At 68.2% G+C, this 20903-nt stretch carries 15 protein-coding genes; 8 read left to right on the top strand and 7 right to left on the bottom strand.

From position 1 onward, the window contains the following. The first annotated feature begins 135 nt into the window (after window positions 1-135). The 4 genes from RMN86_RS05795 to RMN86_RS05780 are packed head-to-tail and all read left to right on the top strand — an operon-like array spanning window position 136 to window position 6702. Window positions 136-1617: an NAD(P)/FAD-dependent oxidoreductase gene (locus RMN86_RS05795; protein ID WP_309604885.1), complete on the top strand. Its 1482-nt coding sequence runs from the start codon at window positions 136-138 to the stop codon at window positions 1615-1617. Between the two features lie 52 nt (window positions 1618-1669). Then, window positions 1670-3655: an FAD-dependent oxidoreductase gene (locus tag RMN86_RS05790; protein WP_309604884.1), complete on the top strand. Its 1986-nt coding sequence runs from the start codon at window positions 1670-1672 to the stop codon at window positions 3653-3655. Window position 3656: 1 nt separating this feature from the next. Then, window positions 3657-5726: an FAD-dependent oxidoreductase gene (locus tag RMN86_RS05785; RefSeq protein WP_309604883.1), complete on the top strand. Its 2070-nt coding sequence runs from the start codon at window positions 3657-3659 to the stop codon at window positions 5724-5726. A 43-nt stretch (window positions 5727-5769) separates the two neighbouring features. After that, window positions 5770-6702 carry a polyprenyl synthetase family protein gene (locus RMN86_RS05780; protein WP_309604882.1) on the top strand — a complete coding sequence of 311 codons (933 nt, stop codon included), beginning with the start codon at window positions 5770-5772 and terminating at the stop codon, window positions 6700-6702. Window positions 6703-6709: 7 nt separating this feature from the next. On the opposite strand, the gene RMN86_RS05775 is transcribed toward RMN86_RS05780, so the two are convergent. Both RMN86_RS05775 and RMN86_RS05770 read right to left on the bottom strand, forming a co-directional pair. Next, window positions 6710-10225 carry an AAA family ATPase gene (locus RMN86_RS05775; protein WP_309604881.1) on the bottom strand — a complete coding sequence of 1172 codons (3516 nt, stop codon included), beginning with the start codon at window positions 10223-10225 and terminating at the stop codon, window positions 6710-6712. 98 nt (window positions 10226-10323) lie between these two features. Then, on the bottom strand, window positions 10324-10884 hold the full coding sequence (locus RMN86_RS05770) for an HNH endonuclease (protein WP_309604880.1): 561 nt from the start codon (window positions 10882-10884) through the stop codon (window positions 10324-10326). An 882-nt stretch (window positions 10885-11766) separates the two neighbouring features. Between RMN86_RS05770 and RMN86_RS05765 the strand changes: the two genes are divergently transcribed. The 3 genes from RMN86_RS05765 to RMN86_RS05755 are packed head-to-tail and all read left to right on the top strand — an operon-like array spanning window position 11767 to window position 14144. After that, window positions 11767-12396 (top strand): TetR/AcrR family transcriptional regulator, encoded by a 630-nt coding sequence (locus tag RMN86_RS05765; RefSeq protein WP_309604879.1) that lies wholly within the window; start codon window positions 11767-11769, stop codon window positions 12394-12396. A 10-nt stretch (window positions 12397-12406) separates the two neighbouring features. Then, on the top strand, window positions 12407-13246 hold the full coding sequence (gluQRS, locus tag RMN86_RS05760) for a tRNA glutamyl-Q(34) synthetase GluQRS (protein WP_309604878.1): 840 nt from the start codon (window positions 12407-12409) through the stop codon (window positions 13244-13246). Next, the gene (locus tag RMN86_RS05755; protein ID WP_309604877.1) at window positions 13239-14144 is read left to right on the top strand and encodes an EamA family transporter; all 906 of its coding nucleotides are present in this window, start codon (window positions 13239-13241) and stop codon (window positions 14142-14144) included. Before gluQRS ends, RMN86_RS05755 begins: the two co-directional genes overlap by 8 nt. Window positions 14145-14166: 22 nt before the next feature. On the opposite strand, the gene RMN86_RS05750 is transcribed toward RMN86_RS05755, so the two are convergent. The 4 genes from RMN86_RS05750 to RMN86_RS05735 form a co-directional block, all read right to left on the bottom strand. After that, complete coding sequence (locus RMN86_RS05750) at window positions 14167-15609, bottom strand: protein adenylyltransferase SelO family protein (RefSeq protein WP_309604876.1); 1443 nt, start codon at window positions 15607-15609, stop codon at window positions 14167-14169. Between the two features lie 150 nt (window positions 15610-15759). After that, complete coding sequence (locus RMN86_RS05745) at window positions 15760-16671, bottom strand: alpha/beta hydrolase (protein WP_309604915.1); 912 nt, start codon at window positions 16669-16671, stop codon at window positions 15760-15762. Window positions 16672-16907: 236 nt separating this feature from the next. Next, window positions 16908-17708, bottom strand: a complete 801-nt coding sequence (locus tag RMN86_RS05740; protein ID WP_309604875.1) for an SDR family NAD(P)-dependent oxidoreductase — start codon at window positions 17706-17708, stop codon at window positions 16908-16910. Between the two features lie 3 nt (window positions 17709-17711). Continuing rightward, window positions 17712-18275: a carboxymuconolactone decarboxylase family protein gene (locus RMN86_RS05735; protein ID WP_309604874.1), complete on the bottom strand. Its 564-nt coding sequence runs from the start codon at window positions 18273-18275 to the stop codon at window positions 17712-17714. Between the two features lie 64 nt (window positions 18276-18339). Between RMN86_RS05735 and nhaA the strand changes: the two genes are divergently transcribed. After that, window positions 18340-19545 carry a Na+/H+ antiporter NhaA gene (nhaA, locus tag RMN86_RS05730; protein WP_309604873.1) on the top strand — a complete coding sequence of 402 codons (1206 nt, stop codon included), beginning with the start codon at window positions 18340-18342 and terminating at the stop codon, window positions 19543-19545. Window positions 19546-19603: 58 nt separating this feature from the next. On the opposite strand, the gene RMN86_RS05725 is transcribed toward nhaA, so the two are convergent. Next, window positions 19604-20903 (bottom strand): aldehyde dehydrogenase family protein (locus tag RMN86_RS05725; RefSeq protein ID WP_309604872.1); only part of this gene is annotated, 1300 nt, incomplete at its 5' end.

The raw sequence follows: 20903 nt of genomic DNA, 5'->3' as shown, positions 1-20903 counted from the left end.
ACTTTATCGCCTGGCCGGAGGCGCTGGCGCGTTGACGCGCCGCCAAGCTTGGCCTCCCATGGCTGCGATTGGGGAACGCCGTTCGGGGACGCGCCCATCATTGGTCCTGTGTGGTGGAACTGTTGGGAAGCGTGAATGGCGACGGCTGAGGTCTTCGACGTGATCGTCGTGGGCGGCGGTCCGGCGGGGTCGGCCATGGGCTGGTCGCTGGCCAAACGCGGCGTGCGCGTGGCGATCCTGGAACGGGCCATTTTTCCGCGCGAAAAGGTCTGCGGCGACTTTGTCGAGCCCGCGGGCCTGCGGATCCTCGAGGCCATGGGCTGCATCGACGCCCTGGACGCCCCCTCGCGGCTGCCGATCACTACCAACCGCGTCTATTTTGGGCCTCGCCTGGCCTACCGCGGCGAGATTCCCTACTACGAGGGCGGCCACGGCCTGCCGGCCCATGGCTATATCGTCCCGCGCGACCAGCTTGACACCGTGCTGCTGGAGCGCGCCCAGGCCGCCTCGGCGACAGTCATGCAAGGCTGCGCCGCCCTCGATATCCGCCGCGACGGCGAGACCATGTCGGTGGACGTCCGAGACGCGACGCGAGACTTTACCCTGCGCGCGCGGCTGGTCATCGGTGCGGACGGCGTCGAATCCACGGTGGCCAAGAGCGCCGGCCTGCGACGCACCGACCGCCGCCATATCGGCATCTCGCAGCGCGCCTATGTCGAGGGCCTTGAGGTCGAGGGCGGCGAGGCGACCATCTGGTTCGACGAGGACCAGGTGCCGGGCTATGGCTGGATGTTCCCGATGCCCGGCGGCCGGGCCAACGTCGGCGTCGGCATGCTGAGCGAGAGCTGCCACCGTTTCGATCTGTCGGTCCCCAGAGCCTTCGCCGAGAGCCTCCAGCGCCTGCGGATCCGCCACCCCGGCTGCGCCAACGCGCGCCTGGCCAGCCGTCCGATCGGCGGGGTGGTCAAGATGTACGGCGGCATCGACCGCAACCATTTCGACGGCGGACTGCTGATCGGCGACGCCGGATCGTTCGTCGATCCAATGACGGGCGAAGGCATCACTCAGGGTATGGAGTCGGCCCTGATCGCCTCGCAGACGGTGCTGGACGCTCTCGAACAGGGGCGGTTCGACGCAGCGTTCCTGTCGCGGTTCGACGGGGACTTCAGAACCTATTTCGATCCGCCGATGCTGTATCTGAGCCTCTGTGCGGTGATGATGCGCAACTGGCATTTCCGGGAATTCTGGTGGCGCTCGACCCTGCGCGGTTTCGAGAAGGCGCAGAGCGATCCCGACTTCGCCCGCGTCGCCGGGTCGGCGTTCGGGGGCTTGAACCTTCAGCCTCAGGCGATCGTCGGCCAGATATGGTCGAGCATTTTCGCCCATCTGGCCCAGGGTGGCGTGCAGGCGATCGGCGACCTGATCAGCGGCCGAGGCTTCCGCGCCGGCGGGCTGGCCGGCGACGTCGAGGCCTGGCAGCGCGCGTGGAGCGCCTCGCTGAAAGACGACGCGGCCTGGCACTTTTCCTGGCTCGCCGATGTTGCCAAGGCCCTGGGCCGCGTGCTGCCATCGCTGATGACGACGGACAACGCCCGGGTCCGCGGACCCCTGATCTGACCCGCTCAACCCGACCGGCTCAGCCCGATCGCCCCTCGCCGAGGACGCTCAAATGCCAAAAGCTCCAAAGACCCCCGCCAACGCCACGCCCGACAAGCCGCGGGTCGCTGTCATCGGCGGCGGCATCGCCGGCCTGACAGCCGCGCTTCGGCTGGCGCAAAGCGGCTGCCGGGTGACGATCTATGAAGCCAAGGACCGGGTCGGCGGGAACCTGTCGTCCGCGGGCGAGCCCGGCGCGCCCTACCAGGACGTCTATCCGCACATCTTCCCCGACTGGTATGCGAACTTCTGGTCACTGTTCGAAACCGATCTCGGCCTCAGCCGCAAGGAACACTTTGCCGAGCGGTGGGCGGTCAAGGTGCTCGACAAGCCGGAGGGCGGCCCCTCGGCGACCGCAGCGCAGAAATACATGGACATGGTCTACGCCCCGACGCTGAAATCGGTGCTGACGACGATGAAGTCGGGCGTGCTGTCGGTCCCTGACTTCTTCCTGTTCGCCTTCCTGAACCTGGACCTGGCGGCCCAGCCGCCGGATCCGACCGATACCGACATGCTCAGCCAGCTGGACGTCAACGGCTACTTCTATTCGCGGGGCTACTCGACCGACGCCATCGCCGCTCTGCAGGACTATGTGATCACAGTGATCTGGTCGATCCCGAGCGATATGACCTCGGCCAAGGTCTACAAGAAATTCATCAAGCATCAGCTGTCGTCGCTGGGGCCAAATACACCCTACGCCTGGATGCTCAAGGGCAGCCTGCAGGAGCGGGTGATCGGCCCGCTCGAGCGCAAGCTGACCGATCCGGCGCTCGGCTGCGAAATCCTCACCGGGACAAGCGTGCGCTCGGTGGAGGTGCTGGAGAGCGGCGCCCCGCGCATCCTGCTGGATCGGGCGGGCGCGAAGGGCGGCGTCGAGGAGGCGCCGCCGGTCGACTATGTGGTGATGGCCGTGCCCGGCATGGAGCTGGGCGAAATGGTCATGCGCGGCGCCGAGCCGCGGCGGCTGGTCGACAAGGTTCCCGACCTGGCGCAGGTCCGCCGCGTCTGGGGCGAGGCGATCCCCGTGGTGAACCTTCACTTCAACCGCAAGCTGCCGTTCATCCCCGAGGAGATCGTCGGACTCCGCGGGTCTGGCTACGACCTGACAATCCTGGACATCTCGCAACTGTGGGACCGTGACGCTCAGACGTCTGACGCCACCGTCCTGGTGCTGGCCGGCTCGAATGCCTACGCCATTCCCGCCGAGGCGGGCGAGGCGCAGGCCTACCTGATGATCAAGCGGCTGCACGAGTACCTGCACTTCGATCTCGGCGAGGCCTGGGGTGACAGCAAGGACATCGACTGGGCCAGGACCACGATCCGCCAGAACAACAACCACCTGCTGTTCGTCAACGACGTGGGCAGCCGCATCTGGCGGCCACGCGCGGCCTACGCCGCGCTGCCGAACGTGTTCTTCGCCGGCGACGTGTGCCAGACCGACGTTGACATGGCGACGGTGGAAGCCGCCGTGCAAAGCGGGGTGATGGCCGCCCAGGCGCTGCAGCAGGTGGAAATGGCGCCGGGCGCCAGGCAGCGGATGGCGCAGGCGCCGATCACCCTGACGCCGCACAAGGTGTTCAGCGACGCCACCTTCCTTGCGGCCAAGCTGGCGCTGTTGCCGGTGGCCTATGCGGCTTCGGCTTGGTCGGCGGTGGAGGCGACCGTGGCGGGTCGCAAGGCCGGCGATGACGCCGTGGCGGCCTATTCGCGCGGGCGTTATGCGCTGCTTTTGCCGCTGAATTTCGCGATCGACTGGTGGCGGACGGCCTACTGGCTCGACCGAAGTCTGCGCAAGGGCGCCCATGAAGGCGGGGTCGAAGGGGTCGATGCGGCGGACACGCCGGTGGGCCTCGGCGTCAAGGGTCTGTGGGCGTCCGCACCGGCTCCGAAGGCGGCTTCGACCGGCGCCACGCCAGCCCCCGGCGGGCTGGCGTCTGCGCTGGGCGTGTTTGCCGGTCAGCTGGCCAATGCGGTCCAGGCCACTCGCAAGGGCCGTTGAGATGGTCGGTCCCGCCGAACCGCCGGTTCCGCCGGAGCCTGCCACAGCCGCCGGCGCGCGCGTCGCCGTGGTGGGGGCGGGTCTAGCCGGTTTGACGGCGGCGCTGCGACTCTCCCAGCGCGGCTTTCAGGTGACCCTCTATGAGGCCACGGAGACTCTAGGCGGCAACCTGTCGTCGCAGAAGGTCAATGGCGTCGATCACGACGTCTACCCGCACATGTTCTGCGCGTGGTACGTGAACTTCTGGGCGCTGTTCGAGGGCGATCTCGGCCTGTCGCGCGAGGAAAATTTTCAACCTCGCCAGGGCGTCAAGCTCCTGAGGAAGGGCGACTCGTCGTTCCTGGAGTTGGAGAACGCCACGACCCTGAAGGCGGTTCTGGCCAATCTGACGTCGGGTGTGCTGCCGGCGCCGGAAATGTTCCTGCTGGGTTTTTCGATGCTCGACCTGGCGTCGCACGCCTTCAATCGCCAGCAGTCCGACCAGATCGACCGGCTGGACGTCAATGGGTTCATCTACTCGCGCGGCTACGCCACAGAGAGCGTGGCCAGGCTGCAGAACTATATGCTGATGGTGATCTGGTCGATCCAGAGCGATACGACCGCCGCGGCCTCCTACCAGGATTTCATCAAGCACACCCTGACCTTCCCCCAACCGACACCGTTCTGCTGGCTGCTAAAGGGCAGCCTCTATGAGAAGATCATCAGGCCTCTGGAGGAAAAGCTTACCTGCGAGATCCGCCGCGACGCCCGCGTGCGCTCGGTGCAGATCATCGACGGCAAGCCGGTGATCGCGCTGGAGCCACGACCGGCGCGAAATGGCAGGCCGGCTGAGCCGCAGGACGCAGCCGAGGCGGACTACGTCGTCCTGGCAGTCCCGGGGCCGGCGCTGGCGAACCTGGTGATGACCGGCGCGCCCGGCGCGCGCATCGTCGACAGCCTGCCGCACCTGGCCGGGTTGCAACGGTTCCAGAGCGTGGCGATCCCGGTGGTCGATGTCTATTTCAACAAGACCCTTCCGGGCATTCCCAAGGAACAGGTCGGGTTCGCCGAGTCCGACTACGATCTCACCGTCCTCGACATCTCGCAACTGTGGACGGACGAGCCGGAACTGGCGGGTCGCACGGCGCTGGTGCTGGCCGCGTCCGACGGCGACGCCATCCCCTCACTCGATCCCCTCGAACGGGGCCATATGATGATCCGGCGGCTGCACGACTACCTGCCGGTGTTTGAACCGGGCGCCCATTGGGGCGACCCCGCCAGCGATATCTGCTGGGAAAAAACCCACTATCGCTCCAACGACGACAACAAGCTGTTCATCAACGACGTCGGCAGCTTTGAATGGCGCCCGCGGGCCGCCTATCCTGCGGCCCTGCCCTGCGTCTTCTTCGCCGGCGATTTCTGCCAGACCGACGTGGACATGGCGACCGTCGAGGCGGCCGTCGAGAGCGGACTGCTTGCAGCCCAGGCGCTGCAGGCGCGCGACGCCATCGGCCGACCGGCGCTGCGCGGCGAGCCGATCACGATCGACCGCCACGAGGTCTACGACGACAAGCTGTTCCTCGCGGCCAAGCTGGCGCTGCTGCCGTTCGCCTATTGGGCAACCGCCTGGTCAGCGGCCCTGGACGCCGGCAGAAGGAACGAAACCGATCTGCCGGCCGACGCCTATTCGCCGATCACCGCCGCGGTCGCCCTGCCGCTGACCTTCGCGCTCGACTGGTGGAAGACCGCCTACTGGCTTGCGAAGAACGTCGTGGCCGATGCCACGGCGGGCGAGTCGGCGCCGGCGGGCGAGACCCTGGTGTCCGCCTCAAGCGGCCTCGCCGACTTGGGCGCCCAGGCGCTGGCAGCCTTCGGCGACTTGCTGCAGGATATTTCCTCGCGCCAGCCGTCCAGGGGCGAGACATCCGCGCAGTCGTCTCCGTCGGGGTCCGGTCTGGCGGCGGCGTTCTCGGCGTTCGCGGGACAGGCTCTCCGGACCGCCCAGGCCGTCCATGCCGTCACTCGGTCTGCCGGCCCCGATCCGATGCAAGCCTCGACGCCTCATCAACGGCGCTGGCGGGCGAAGAGCTGATGCCGCGCCCGGCCGCGTATCGCCGGAAATTCAAGGAATCAGAATGTCAGACACCACGACCGCGGACATCATTGCCGAGCTGGGCTTCAACGACGAGATCGACCGTCTGCGGGCGGTAATCGATGGCTGGATCGCCGGCGCCAGTCGGGAGATGCAGCCGCTGCTCGACTGGCAGTTCGTGGCCAGATCGAAGTATTTCCGACCACTGACGATCTTCAGCTGCCACCGCGCCATCTCCAAGGACCGTATTCCCGACCCGATCATCCGGTCGGCCGCGGTGCTGGAAATGATGCACAATGTCTCGCTGATCATCGATGACATCCTCGATGAGTCCGACGAGCGACGGGGCAAGGCGACGCTGCACAAGAAGTTTGGGCTGCTGCCGGCGCTGATGGCCTCGGGCTATATTGCCGCCGACGGCTACACGCTCTCGGCGGACGACCCTTATGACGTGCGATTGTTCTCCGATCTCCTGAAGCGCCTGGGCGTGGCCGAGTGCGCCCAATGGCGTCTGCGGCGCCAGCCGCTGGGGCTGGAGGATTGGCAGGAGATCGCCAGCGAGGACACCGGCTCGATGTTCGAGACCTGCGCCTGCCTGGCCACGCGCGACGAACGGTTGCGCAAGTTCGGCCACCTGCTGGGCGTGCTCTATCACGGCTGCGACGACGTGGGCGACGTCAAGGGACTGGAATCCCTGGGCGGCGGCGGCGAGGAGGATCTGCGCGACGGAATCCTGACGCTGCCAGCCTCCCTGGCGATTCGTGACCCGGCGATCTCGGCGCTGTTCTGCAAACCCAGTCCGACGCCGGAAGACCTGTCGCGGATCTCGCTGGCCATGCGCGCCCAGCTGCCCGCGGCCGAGGCCCATCTCGACCAGTTGGCGGCGGAGGCCAAATGGGAGGCCCATCTGCATTCCGCCGACCCCGGCCTGCTGTTGGCGCTGGTCGATCATACGCGGGAGCTGTCGCGCAGATAGCGGTTGGTCAGGCGCTAAGCTCGTCGAGCAGCGCCTTAGCCTCCGTAAGGTCCCGGGCTTCGAGGCCGTCGGTGAAGCGGGCGTAGAGCGGCGCCAGCAGGGCCCGCGCCGTGATCGCCTCCCCCCGGCGTTGCAGCGAGTGCGCCAGGCTCACGGCCGCGCGCAGTTCGAAGGCGATGGCGCCCATGACCTGGGACAGACGAATCGCCTCGCGGAAGTCCGCCTCGGCCAGCGCGCTCTCACCCTGCTTTGCCCGCAGCGTCCCCCGAATCCTGAAGCTCTCGGGCCGATAGACCAGCTCCTGGGGATTGGCGGTCAACGCCTCCTCGATGGTCGCCAGCGCCTCGGGCGCCGCGCCGTTCAGGGCCTGGGCCTCGGCCAGCCGGTTGAGGGTGGCGGCGATGCTCACCCGCGCGCCCGAAGCCACCTGATCGGTCAGGGTCCGCGCGATCAGCTCAACGCCCTCGGCGGCGGCTCCCTTCTGGGCGCGCGCCCAGCCGAGTGGCACAAGCGCCAGGCTGGCCAGATAGGAGAAGCTGTTCTCCTCCGACACAGCCCGCATCCGCGTCGCGATCGCCTCCGCGCGGTCGGGGTCTCGCTCGTAGAGGTTGCCTTGAAAGTGCAGCGCCATCGCCAGGTCGTAGGGATTCTGGCTCTCCTCGGCGAAGGCCAGCGCGCGGTCCATGCGCGCATGCGCCAGCTCCGCGTGGCCAAAAGCCCAGGCCGTCAGGCTGGCGATGCCGATGGCGACGATATTGTTGCCCGGCGCCTGGCGCTTGCCCACCGTGTCGATCAGCGGGCTGAGGAGGGCGAAATGCGTCTCAACGCCGGCCAGGTCTCCGGTATAGAACCGCGTCTGGACCTGGGCGTTGTGCACGAACACCAGCCGGCCTGGGTTGTCGCCCTCGGCGTGGGCAAGGTCCAGGATGTGATCGGCGATCGCCGAAGCGCCGGCGTGGTCGCCCGATGTGATCACCGCGCGCCAAAGCCGGGCTTCCTCGCGGATCAGCTGCGCGATGCTGCCGGACTTCTCCGCCAGCGACCGGGCTTTGGACGCGGCCTCGACCGTTTCCGGCGCGGCGTAGCCCCGGGTCAGCTGAAGGGCGCGATTGAGCCCACTGTAGAGATCCAGCGCCTTGGCGTCGCGTTCCGGCGCGTCGGGCTGGGTGTCAAGCACCGCCAGGCCCTGACGGTAGGCTCCTTCGGCTTCCTTGAAGGCGCGTCGCCCATAGGCTGTGTCGCCGGCGATCTTCCAGGCGGCTACCGCCGGCTCTGCCTGCCCCGCTCGGGTCCAGTGCAGCGCGATGACCTCCGGCTGCGCCTCGGCAAGGGCGGCGAACCGCTCGTTGATGGTCTGCGCCACGCGGGCGTGCAGCGTTTGGCGCTTGCTCTTCAGAAGGCGCTCATAGGCCGCGTCCTGGATCAGGGCGTGCTTGAACTGGTAGCTCGCCTGTGGCGGCAGGCCGCGGGCATAGATCAGCTCGGCGTCGGCGAGCCGGGTCAGGCCCGACCGCAGGTCGGCTTCCGGCATCTGTGACACGGCTTCCAGCAGCTCGTAGGTGAATTCCCGACCAATCACCGAGGCCACCTGTGCGACCTCCTTGGCGGATCCCAGCCGGTCGAGGCGAGCGGCCAGCGAGTCGAGCAGGGTCGCGGGGATCTCACGGGCGGAATTGTGCGCGTCACCGTCCAGCATCAGCCGGGTCAGTTCCTCGGCGAACAGCGGCACCCCGTCGGTGCGCCTGATGACCGCCTCGACCACGTCCTTTGACAACCCGGACTTCGAAGCCACGCCGGCCACCAGCTCACGGGTCTGGCGGTTGTTCAGGCGGCTGAGGGTGATCTGGGCGTGATGCTCGCGCGCCGGCCAGGTCGGCCGGAACTCCGGGCGCGCGGTCAGCAACAGCATCAGCGGCGCGGTGGCGCCCTGTTCGACCAGGGTCTGCACCAGCTCCAGGGTCGAGGGATCGACCCACTGCATGTCCTCGATGACGATCACCAGCGGCTGGGTGCGGGTGGCGCCGAACACCCAGCCCGCCAAAGCGGACAGCAGCCGGACCCGGCGCTGGTCGGGAGCCAGGTTGAGCGGCGGATAGGTCGGCGGGACCGGCAGGCCGAGCATCTCGGCGATCAGCGGAACCGCCTCGTCCAGTTTCAGCTCGGTCGGCGCCAGCGCCTGCTCGAGCCGCGACACGCGCTCGACGGCGTCCTCATCGCCGCGCCAGCCCAGGCCCTGGTTGAACATCTGGATGACGGCATGGAAGGGGGTGTTGGCGAACAGCGGCGCGCCGGCGCATTCGATCCACAGATGCGGCTCGGCCCGGATGCGGGCGCGAAATTCCTCGGTGACGCGGGTCTTGCCGATGCCAGGCTCGCCAGTGGCCAGCACCAGCTGGCCCTCGCCGTCCTGGACGCGCCGCCAGCGGCTGAGAAACAGGTGGATCTCGTCGTCGCGGCCGACGAAGGGGGTCAGCTCGCGCGGGGCGAAGCCGCGGGTCCGTCCGCTGGCCAGGCCGGCGCGGACCACGCGATAGAGCCGGGTCGCCTCCTCGGCCCCGTCCAGCGCTCGCGCGCCGAGGTCCTCGACCGCGAAGAGGCCGGAGACCAGATCGTGCACCGCGTCGGTCATGACCACCGTATTCGGCGCGGCGGCGGCCTCGACCAGGGTGGCGATCCGCGGGGGCTGTCCGAACATTTCCGCCTTGCCGGCGGCTCCGTCGCCAGGGGTCACCACGACTGTCCCCGCGTGGATTCCAATGCGGACCGAGAGCGTCAGCCGGCTCGCCGGCGCGGCCCCCGCGTCCAGCCCGGCCATGGCCTCGACGATGGCCAGGCCGGCGCGGACCGCGCGTTCGGCGGCGTCCTCCTGAGCCTGGGGATAGCCGAAATAGACCATCAGGCCGTCGCCCGCGCGGGTGACGTGGCCGCCCAGGCGGGCCGCCGTCGCGGTCGCCTCGCGCTGGCGCTGCGTGGTGATCGCCTGCCACTCCTCGGGGTCGAGGTCGGCGGCCAGGCCGGCGGCGCTGGCCAGGTGACAGGACAGGAAGGTCAGGTGGCGCCGCTCGCTCTCGGCCGCGGCGCGGGGCGCCGCCACCGGCGCCTGGCTGACCGTCGAAGATCGTCCCGCCGCGTGCTCGCCGACCAGGTCGGCGATGCTGGCCAAGGCGGTGCGCCAGCCCTGCGCCTCGACCTCCCCCGACCAGCCGGCCAGGTCGGCGCAATGGATCTGGTCGAAGGGCATGGGCAGGCGGATCGGGTCGAGGGTCACCTGCACCAGCTTGCCGTCCTCGCGCGCCCGGTTGGCCTCCGACATCACCCACTCCGAGCGGATGGCGTCGGCGGACCAGATCACCAGCGTCGCCTTGGCCAGGCTCAGCTGTTCCTCGATCACCTGGCTGTAGGTGCGGTGGGCCGGCAGGTCCCCGTCAATCCAGACGCTGTAGCCCAGACCCCGCAGCGCCGAGGCCACGGTCTGGGCCTGCGGCGCTGTGGCCCGGGCATAGGAGATGAACACGTCGGCCATCGGGTTCGCGACCCACCCCACGTCGCAACCGAAACCGTAGCGACCCCCGGCCCATCGGGGCAAGGGAAAGGTCCGCCGCCGCCGCCGGCGTCCCCGCCCTAAGCCTCCAGTTCGATGTCCCAGTAGAGGTAGTCCAGCCAGCTTTCGTGCAGGTGGTGCGGTGGGAAGCGGCGGCCGTGCTGCTGCAGCTCGAAGGCCGAGGGGCGGTGCGGGGCGTGTAGCGGATGCATGCTGGCCTCGCGCGGCGTGCGCCCACCTTTGGTCAGGTTGCAGCGCGCGCAGGCGGTGACGATGTTTTCCCAGGTCGTGCGGCCCCCGCGGGAGCGCGGGATCACATGGTCGAAGGTCAGATCCTCGCCCGCGTGGCAGTACTGGCAGACGAATGCGTCGCGCAGGAACAGGTTGAACCGGGTGAAGGCCGGCGGCCGATCCTGAGTCACGTAGTGCTTGAGCGAGACCACGCTGGGCAGCGGCATCTCGAACGAGGGCGAGTGGACGACCTGATCGTAGGTCGAGACCACGTCCACGCGGTCGAGGAACACCGCCTTGATGACATCCTGCCAGGGCCAGAGGGAGAGAGGGTAGTAGCTGAGCGGCCGGAAGTCGGCGTTCAGCACCAGCGCCGGGCATCCGGACGGCGGGCGACTAAGCACCTGCATGGTCGGGCCTCCGGCGATCGCACCCGTGGGCGCGCATGGCGCCTATGTCGGAAGTTGGTGAACTGAAGACCAAGCCCTCGTCTGCAACGCGTTGGAGCGGCGACGGGCCCGTTCAGGAAGCTCGGGCAGCCCCGCTAGGGGACCACTATAGGTAAGATTCGAAGACTTCTCCATGACACAGAGTGACGGCGATGCAGAGTCGGAGCCGCCGCGCTTTGCCTGCCGCGCCTGCCGGGCCTCGCCACCACTAGGTTCGTGGGGCGAGGCTTATCGGCATCGCATCTAAGTCTCAGGCGCCGACGACGGCGGTGGCGCCGGCGAGCGCCAGGCCGAGCGCGACGATCGCGAAGGAGGCGACGACGTCGAGGATGCGGTTCATTTGGATCGACATGCCCAGGTTCCTTTTCGTGGAGGGCGCCGGGAAGGCCGGTCGCCATGTCCGATGTGGACGATGTTCAGATAGCATTTATCTGAACAATGCCTAGATACCAATTTACACTGTACCGTCATTCATTTCTGTATGGACTGTCAGGGAAGCTACAAGCCCTGCGAGGCGGGCCGATCTCGCGGGGACCGCCGAGGCATGACAGACGGCCACCAAAAAGGGGCCCGCTCAGGCCCCTTGTCCGGTCGGCACTGGCCGTTCGGGGGTCAATTGCCGACAGCGGCAAAGGCCGCGGTGATCGAAAAGCCGAGGGCCAGGATGAGGGCCGGGGCGACGCGGTCGAGAAACCGTTCGAAGCTGGACAGGGTCATGACACACACCTTCAGTTGGAGCCGTGGAAGCCGGATTTTGTTATTTGAACGATGCTAAGATAACGCTTATCTAAGCGGTGTCAAGATATCTTTACGGCGCCAAGATAGAGTCCTAGAGTGTTGCCGATGAGACACTCTCAAACCGCCGAAGCCCGGCCCTATCATCACGGTGATCTGCGCCGCGCGCTGATCGACGCCGCCCGCCGGGTGCTGGAAGCTGAGGGTCCGAGCGCGCTGTCGCTGCGCGCTGTGGCGCGCGAGGCGGGCGTCAGTCCGGCCGCGCCCTATCACCATTTCAAGGACAAGGGCGAGTTGATGGACGCGGTCGCCCACGAAGGCTGGGACCTGCTGGATGCGGCGCTGGCCGCCGCCAAGGCCGCCGCGAGCTCGAGTCAGGCGGCGATGAGTGAACTGGGCGTGGCCTATGTCTGTTTCGCCCGCCAGAACCCGGCGCTCTACCGGGTGATGTACGACACCGCCCGTGAGCGGGAAGATCTGCCCGACCAGATGCGGGGCGATGAGGCTGGCGCCTACTGCAAGGTGCGCGACACCCTGGTCGAGGCGGGCGCCGACCCGGCCAACATGCTGGACATCGAACTCGCCACCACCGCGGCCTGGTGCTCGGCCCACGGCTTGGCCGAGATGGCCGGCTTCACCCAGTTTGACCATCTGAAAGTGGCCTGCGGCGGCGAGGTCGCCTTCTTCCGGGCGATCTTCCAGCACATGGGCCTGGTTCCAAAGCCCTGCGCCAACTAGATTCATAAGGTTGACCGGCCCGATCTTCGTCACCCGTTTCGCGCCTTCTCCCACCGGCTTTCTGCACCGGGGCCACGCCTATTCGGCCCTGACCGCGTTCGTCGCGGCCCAGTTGGCGCGGGGCCGCTTTCTGCTGCGCATCGAGGATCTCGACCGAACCCGCTGCCGGCCCGAGTTCGTGACCGCTATCGAAGAGGACCTCGCCTGGATCGGCACGGCGTGGGATCAGCCGGTGCGCCGGCAGTCCCACCATCTGGACGCCTACTCCGCCGCCCTGGCCAGCCTCGAAGCCAAGGGATTGCTCTACCGCTGCTTCAAGACCCGAAGCGACCTGGAGAGCCAGATCGCCGGGGCGCCGCACGGCGCGATGGACGCCTATCGCGGCGCGCCGCTCCCCGCGACTGAGGAGGCCCGGCGGGTCTCGGCCGGCGAGCCCTATGCGTGGCGGCTTTCGCTCGCGGCGGCGGAACGGGCGCTTGGCGGGTTCGCCGGCCTGACGTTCGCCGTGGAGGGGGAGGGCTTCGTCCAGGCGCGGCCGCAGCTTGGCGGCGACGTGGTGCTGGCGCGCAAGGACGGGGCCATGGCCTATCATCTGGCCTGCGTGGTGGACGACGCGCTGCAGGGCGTCACGCACGTGATCCGCGGTGTCGACCTGGCCGAGGCGGCGCATGTGCAGCGGCTGCTGCAGGCCCTGCTCGACTTGCCGACGCCGGTCTATCGGCACCATCGCCTGCTGACCGGCCCGGACGGCAAGCGCCTGGCCAAGCGCGACCGCGCCGAAACGTTGCGCGACCTGCGTGGGCGCGGCATGACCGCGGCGGAGCTTCGCGGGGAGATGGGGTTTGACTGACGCGGCGGGGGTTCAACTCCGGAGCGACCGCTGGCGGGCCGTGGCGGCGCTGGGGTTCGGCGCCTGCGTGATCGGGTTTTCGGGAATTCTGGTGCGGCTGACCGGGACTGGCCCGGCGGCGGGTGGATTCTGGCGTCTGGCTTTCGCGCTGCCGCTGCTGGCGTTGATGACGCGCGGCGCCTCAGGGCCGCTCGGTCGACCGTCGCGGATCGCCCTGATCGCCGGGCTGCTGTTCGCCGGCGACCTGGGGTTCTGGCACTACGGGGTCAAATACACCTCGGTGGCCAATGCGACCGTTCTCTCCAACCTGGCCCCGGTGGTCGTGACCGCCTTCGCCTGGATCTTCCTGAAGCAGCGGCCGAAGGCGGCATTCCTGCTGGCCGTGGCTGTCGCCGTCGCAGGCGTCTGGCTGATGGCGGCGGGCAGGAGCGGGGGCGCCCACCTGGTGAACGAACCCCTCGGCGACGCCTTCTCGATCGGCACAGCGCTCTGGTACGCCTTCTATTTCCTGGCCATCAGCGAGGGCCGCAAGACCGAGGGAGCAAGCCGGCTGATGTTCTGGTCCGGCGTGGTGGGCGCGCCGATCCTCCTGGTCGCCGCCCTGCTGCTCGGCGAACTGATCGCGCCGGCGACGGCGGCGGGCTGGGCCGCCTGCGTGGCGCTTGGGCTGGTCCACGTCGCCGGCCAGGGTTCGATCGCCTGGGGCATGGGCCGCCTGCCGACGGCCACCGCCTCGGTGGTGGTGTTGGTCCAGCCAGTGGTGGCGACCTGGCTGGGCTGGCTGCTGTTCGCCGAGGCCCTGGGTCCGATGCAGGCGATCGGCGCGGCCGCCGCACTGATTGGCGTGGTGCTGGCTCAGTGGGCGTCGCGCGGCCCCCCCGACGCCCAGGTTCCCTGACGCCGCCCAGGTTCCCTGACGATCAGGTTCCCTGGGCCGGCAGTCGCCAGGCCCGCCGCGCGGTCTCGATGCCGGCAAGCTTGGCGTGGAAGGCCGACCAGTCATCGGTCGCGGCGATCGGCGTCCACAGCGCCTCGATCTGATCCACCAGCAGTTCCTCGGGCTCAGGCCGCGTGAAATAGGGGTCGGCCAGGCGTTCGGGCCGGTCGGGTTCGAACCTCGCCATCAACTGGCGGAACTCGGAAAAGCCCGCCTCGGCGTAGAGGTCGCCGCGCAGACTGCCCAGCGCCCGGGCCTGGTCGCCGCAGAACCAGTCGAAGAAGAACGGTTCCCAGCGCAGCCGCGGGCCGCCCTCGGATATGGCGCGAAAGGCGGCCTGGACCAGCCCCGCATCCGCCTCGGCGCCGGCTGGACGCATCCCCAGGCGGTCCAGCATCGCCGCCGTCAGTTCGTCCCGATAGGCGCCGCCGAACCCGTTGAGCGCATCCACCAAGGCGTCGGTCTCGGCGATCAGGCTGAGTGCGCCGGCCAGCTGCTGCAGGTTCCAGAACACCGCCTCGGGCTGGCGGCCGAAACTGTAGAGTCCGGACGAGTCAAAGTAGGCGGCGGTGAAGTTCGGGTCGTTGTGCGGCAGGAAGCGGTAGGGCCCGTAGTCGAAGCTCTCGCCGGACAGGTTCATGTTGTCGGTGTTGAGCACGCCATGGACGAAGCCCGCCGCCATCCACCGCGCTGTCAGCCGGGCGGACCGCGCGATCACCGCTCTGAACAGGGCGACCGGCCGGTCGGTCCCGCCCGCAAGCCGTGGATAGTAGTTCTCGATCACATGGTCGGTCAGCGCGGTGAGCCGGTCCGGCGCCTCCAGGTAGGCGTGGCGCTGGAAGCTGCCGAACCGGATGTGTCCGTGGCTGAGCCGGACCAGCACGGCCGAGCGCGTCGGGCTGGGCTCATCGCCGCGCACCAGGTCCTCGCCGGTCTCGATCAGCGAGAACGAGCGCGAGGTCGGCACGCCCAGCGCTTCCAGCATGGCGGTGGCCAGCACCTCGCGCACCCCGCCCTTGAGCGTCAGCCGACCGTCGGCGGTGCGCGACCAGGGCGTGCGGCCCGAGCCTTTGGTTCCGAGGTCCAGCAGCCGGCCGGTTCCCCCTTGCTCAATAGGGGCATCCCGCATCTGCGCGAAGGTGAAGCCTCGCCCGTCGCCGAGGTCGGGGTTGTAGCTGCGGAACTGGTGGCCGTGATAGCGCTGCGCCAGCGGTGGATCGATGTTTCCCGGCAGCGGTTCGAAGCGCCCGAAATGGGCGATCCACTCGGCGTCGGTAAGCGTGTCGAGGCCGACTGTGGCCGCGGCCCGGTCGTTGCGGAACCTTAAGGTCGTCTGCGGAAACGCCTCGGCGCGGACCGCGTCGGCGAATTCCGGGCCGAGGTCAGGGAACCGTGGGTCGGGACGATAGGTGGGGGAGATCGGCATGAAACCGAGATGAACGCTTTGCCCTGCGTGGGCAAGGTCAAGTCCTTCTCCTCTTTTCGGAGAAGGTGGACCGCGAAGCGGGCCAGATGGAGGGTCGAAGGGCTCGTCCGAATTTAGCGCCCTTCAGGACCCTGAGGCGCCCATCGCCGATCAATGCCGTCTTTGCATCTGTCGTCTGACTGACAGGACAACATCCCGAACCGCGCCGATAACTGCGTGTGGCTGGCTGAGCTGAATGAAGTGGTCGGAGTTGGGGACCAGCCGCCACCGACCGGCTTTGGAGCGGGCGGCCAGGGCGCGATGGCCAGCCTGCCAGTCTTCACGTTGGGCGGCTTGCTCCGTCGGAGTGTTCCAAGGCCGCATCGGCGGGTCGGATGCTGAGAGCACAATCACCGGCAGATCGCCGAGCTCCCGCTTGACCCGCCATTCCTCCAGGGTGTCGGCGCTCGGGCCAATGTCTGCGACGAAGTAGTGGCGCGACTGATCATACTCCGCCTCATACCAGTAAGGGTGGGTGACAATGTGGGTCAGGTATGTGGTCTCGGCTCGGCTGTGTGGCGGTGGATAGCTCATGCAGCCGTTGCCCGTCAGGGCTAGCTTACCGGCGCGGGCCAGGGCGGCACACTCCAGCAGATGCGCCTCACCGGAGCGGATGTGCTGCCTATCGACCTCCAGGCTCTCAGGCGGACGCGGATCTACCTGGTTCGCAAAGCCGGGGTCGATCAACACCAGCCCGGCGACATCGGCCGGGAAGCGGTCAGCAAAGACGGTGGCGTAGAAGCCGCCGATCGAATGGCCGACAATCACTACCGGGCTCTTCACCCCAAGTTTGGCCAGCACCGCGCGCATCTCGTCAGTGACGCTAATCGCGGTGATCGGCGCAGCGGGTGGATCGCTGTAGCCCATGCCTGCCCGGTCGTAGAAACAGGTGCGCGTCATGGCCGTGACCGCTGGTTGCACTTTCTGCCAGCTGAGCATTGAGCCCTCGCCGCCCGGCTCGAATAGCACTGTGGGTGACCCGGAGCCCAAGCAGGTCGCATGGATACGCCGGCCGGCTCCCATGTCGATCGACGTTCGCTCCATCAACCGTGGGTCGGCTGTCACTTGACCCACCGGTTCGGCTCTCGTGTACGAGGCCAGGGCCAACAGGAATATTGCAGTTAACGCAGGCGTGAGAGGGGCGACCCAACTCAGAACGCGAAGGTCACAAGGACCCGCAACAGAGCTCACAGGACGTTTCTCCTGGCTCGACGCTTCGCAGCGTCTGGGATGACGGGGGGGATTGATTGAGCCGCGTCCTAGCCGATCCGCACACCCATGCCGCCATCGACGCGCAGGGTTTCGCCGGTGATGAACTGGGCCTCGTCTGACGCCAGGAACAGGGCCGCGTAGGCGGTGTCCCAGGCGGTGCCCATCTTGCCTCTCAGCGGAACCCTGGCGTCGCGTTCGGCGCGCACCTCGGCGGTGGAGCGGCCCGACGCCGCGGCGATGCCGCTCACCGCCATCGGGGTGTCGAGATAGCCCATCATGATGGCGTTGGCCCGGATCCCGTAGCGGGCGTTCGACTGGGCGACGGAGGTGGTCAGCCGGTTCACGCCGGCCTTCGAGACCTCATAGGCGAGCTGGATGCCGCCGCCCACCGCGGCCAGCGAGGAGATGTTGACGATGGCGCCGCCGCCCTGTTCGCGCATCACCGGCAAGGCCGCCTTGAGGGTCAGCCACATGCCCTTGAGGTTGACGCTGAGGATGCGGTCGAAGGCCGCCTCCTCCAGCCGATGCGCCGGCCCGTCGCCGCCGCCGATGCCGACGTTGTTGACCAGGATGTCGAGGCGCCCAAGGCGCGCGCCCGCCTGCTGGACGATGTTCGCGCAGTCGGCGGCCTTGACGACGTCGGCGGCCAGCGCCCAGGCGGCCCCGCCCTCAGCCGTGATCATCGCCACGGTTTCTTCCGCCCGCGCCAGGATCCGGTCGACGCAGAGCACGCTGGCCCCCTCGCGGGCGAACAATATGGCCATGGCGCGACCGTTGCCGAGGGTCTCGCCCGGCGTCTGGCCGGCGCCGACCACCACCGCGGCCTTGCCCTCAAGCCGGCCGGCCATGCTCTAAGAGCCCTTCAGATCGGGGTCGAGAGTCTGGCCCGCGTCGAGCTGCACGCCAAAGGTGTTCAGCATCATCGACACCTGGGTGTACTGGCCGGTGGTGAACACCACGTCCATGCGTTGCTTGTCGGTGAAGTGCCGGCCGAGTTCGGCCCAGGTCGCCTCGGTGATGAACTGGTCGGCATGGAGTTCGTCCGCCGCGCGGATCAAGGCCGCGTCGGCCGGGCTCCAGTCGGCGTCGGCGCCTGTCTTGATGCGCGCGATCTCGTCATCCGTCAGGCCCTCACGCAGGCCAATGCGGACGTGCTGGGTCCACTCGTAGCCGGACTTGCAGAGGAACCCGGTGCGCAGGATGACGATCTCGCGCTCGCGCGGTGGCAGGTCATTGCGGCGCGACAGCACATAGCCGCCCCACTGGTTGAACCGAACCAGCGCCTTGGGTGCGCGCGCCAGGGTGCGGAAGATGTTGAGCACCGGACCGGGCCGCATGGGCTCCAGCGCCTCGGCCTGCTCAGGCGTCAGCTCGGCGTCGCTGAGCGGGGTGAAACGGGGCTTCGTCAATCGCATCAGATCCCTCCGGGCGCCACTCGCGGGTGCGGCCTCCAGATACCTTAGCGGCCCGCGCGCGGCCATGCTAACCGAAGCTATGGCCAAGCGGATCACGCTGGATTTCCTGAAGACCGAGAGCGCCTCGGGGTTGATCCTGGCGACGTCGGCCCTGGCGGCGATCGCGCTCGCCAACTCGCCGTGGGCACACGTCTATTTCGCCTTCATCACCGCGCCCCTGACCCTGCAGATCGGCGGATTCCGCGAGACTCTCTCGGTGCTCGACTGGATCAAGGAAGGGCTGATGGCGATCTTCTTCTTCGTCGTCGGCCTGGAGATCAAATACGAGATCGTCCGCGGCGAACTGGCCAATCCGCGACGGTTGGCCCTGCCGGTGCTGGCGGCCCTGGGCGGCATGGTCGGGCCGGCGGTGGTCTATCTGGCGTTCAACTCAGGCGCCGGCGGGGCGCCGCAGGGCTGGCCGACGCCGGTGGCCACCGACATTGCCTTCGCCATCGCCGCGCTGGCGGTGGCCGGACCGAAACTGCCGCCGAACTTGCGCGTCTTCCTGCTGACGCTGGCCATTGTCGATGACCTGGGGGCGGTGGGGCTGATCGGCCTGCTGTTCACCAGCCATGTGCGGCTGGCCGCGGTGGGCGGGGCGATCGCGGGGCTGGCGCTGATGGGCTTGCTCGGCCGCTGGCGAAAGGCGCCCTACCTGTTCTACGGCATCGGCTTCCTGATCGTCTGGGGGTTCACCTTGAAGTCGGGAATCTCGACGTCGATCGCCGGCGTCGCTGCCGCGGCGATGATCCCGCTCGAGCCGCGCAAGCCCGGCCGGCCGGGGGTGCTCGAGGACGTCATGGAGGGCCTGCACCCCTATGTTGCGTTCTTCATCCTGCCGCTGTTCGCCTTCGCCGCCGCGGGGTTCTCGATCCGCGGCCTGGGTCTGTCCGACCTCTTCGGGCCAATAGCGCTGGGCGTGGCGGCGGGGCTGTTCCTCGGCAAGCAGATCGGCGTCTTCGGAGCCACGGCCCTGGTGATCGGCCTGAAGCTCGCGCGGCGGCCGACCGGAGCCCGATGGACCGAGCTCTATGGAATGTCGCTGCTTTGCGGCATCGGCTTCACCATGAGCCTGTTCATCGGCCAGCTGGCCTTCCCGCTCTCCGACGCCGCCGCCGAGGCGCAGGTGCGGATCGGGGTGGTCGTGGGCTCCCTGTTGTCGACCGTGGCCGGGATGACCGTCCTGGCGTTCAGCGCCGCGCGGCGGGCGGGGGAGCCCCTCGACTGACGCGCAAACGAAAAAGGGCCGCCCTCGCGGGCGGCCCCCGTCCGTCTCTGTGCGAAAGCTACTCCGCGGCGGGCTTCGGCGCGTAGCCGAGGATGGCCTTGGTCTCCAGGAACTCGTGGAAGGCGAAATCGCCCCACTCGCGCCCGTTGCCGCTCATCTTGTAGCCGCCGAAGGGGGCGCTCATGTCGCCGCCGCCGCCATTGATAGACACTTGGCCCGCGCGCAGCTTCCTGGCCACGCCGCGGGCTTTCTCCAGGTCACCCGACTGCACATAGGCGGCCAGGCCGTATTCGGTGTCGTTGCCGATATCGATGGCCTGATCGAGCGTGTCGTAGCCGAGGATCGACAGCACCGGGCCAAAGATTTCCTCCTTGGCGATGGTCATGTCGTTGGTGACATTGGCGAACACCGTCGGCTTGACGTAGTAGCCCTTGTCCAGTCCGTCCGGCCGGCCCACGCCGCCGATCACCAGGGTCGCGCCCTCGTCGATGCCGGCCTGGATCAGCTTCTGGATCTTGTCGAACTGGATCTTGTTGACTACCGGACCCAGCTGGCTGTTGCCGTTGGGATCTCCGACAGTGACTGTTGAGGCCGCCTCGCGGGCCACCGTGATCGCCTCGTCCATGCGCTTGCCGGGGACCAGCATGCGGGTCGGCGCGTTGCACGACTGGCCGGAGTTCATCATCATGGCGCCGACGCCGCGGCCGACACCCTGAGCGAACGCCTCGTCGTCGAGGACGATGTTCGGGCTCTTGCCGCCCAGTTCCTGGGCTACGCGCTTGACGGTGGGGGCGGCGGCCTTGGCCACCTCGATCCCCGCCCGCGTCGAGCCGGTGAACGAGACCATGTCCACGTCCGGATGGCTGGAGATCGCCGCGCCGACCGTGGGTCCGTCGCCGTTGACCAGGTTGAACACCCCGGCGGGGACGCCCGCGGCATGCATGATCTCGGCGAAGATATAGCCCGAGAACGGGGCCACTTCCGAGGGCTTGAGCACCATGGTGCAGCCGGTGGCGATGGCCGGGGCCACCTTGCAGACGATCTGGTTCAGCGGCCAGTTCCACGGCGTGATGAAGCCGCAGACACCGATCGGTTCCTTGACGATCATCGTCGGGCCGCGATCTTCCTCGAACTTGAAGCCCTTCAGCACCTCGATGGCGGTGGCCAGGTGGGCCATGCCGATCGGCGCCTGGGCGCGCTGCGCCAGTGAGGCGGGCGCGCCCATTTCCTCGGTCACCGCGGTGGCCAGGTCGCCGAAGCGCTTCTGGTACTCGGCAAGGATCCTGCCCAGCACTTCCAGGCGCTCCTCCCGCGTGGTCTGGCTCCAGCTGGCGAAGGCCTTGCGGGCGGCCTTGACG

This window comes from Phenylobacterium sp., assembly GCF_031360265.1.
Taxonomy (GTDB): Bacteria; Pseudomonadota; Alphaproteobacteria; order Caulobacterales; family Caulobacteraceae; genus Phenylobacterium.
This window is presented reverse-complemented; position numbering and strand designations above follow the sequence as displayed.